Here is a 522-nt window from a genome sequence, read left to right as displayed (position 1 = left end):
ATGCCCCAAGATTTTTAGTTAATCCATAAAATGACATCATTTTCTTCATTTGTAATGGGCTAGTTTCCTCTTGGACAATTACACTATCTTTCGTATAAATATATCCAAAACTTAATCCTGCCAAAATCAACACAAATGCTATAAGTACCGGCAATTTAATACCAAATGAAATGATAATACTACTTACTAGTAGCAATGTAAATGATAGTAAGTAAATAACTTTCCTTGATAGTTTTGCTTCAATTCGATGTAAATTAAAATTCAATGTAATCCAAGCTAAAGATAAAGGAAAAATAACCAATCCACTTTGCAATGGAGATAATCTTAGTTGTTCTTGAAGGTAGACTGGAATATATAAATTGAATCCCATTAAACAAATAGCTGTTAGAAGGTCAGTTATAAAAACTAAAGTAATCGAACGATTAAATTCAACCACAGGTAAAAATGGTGAAGAAACATGTTTTTCTACTTTAAATAAACACATTGCCACAACGATAGCTAAGATAAAACTCAAGAAATTTA

At 29.1% G+C, this 522-nt stretch carries 1 protein-coding gene; it reads right to left on the bottom strand.

The features are described 5' to 3' along the window. Positions 1-522, bottom strand: a 522-nt coding sequence (locus tag IDG60_RS01905) for an MFS transporter (protein ID WP_206160435.1), incomplete at both ends; no start/stop codon positions are given.

It is taken from the genome of Staphylococcus sp. EG-SA-2 (genome assembly GCF_017152085.1).
Note: the sequence above shows the minus strand (reverse complement) of the source record. Positions and strands in the feature narration are given on the sequence as shown.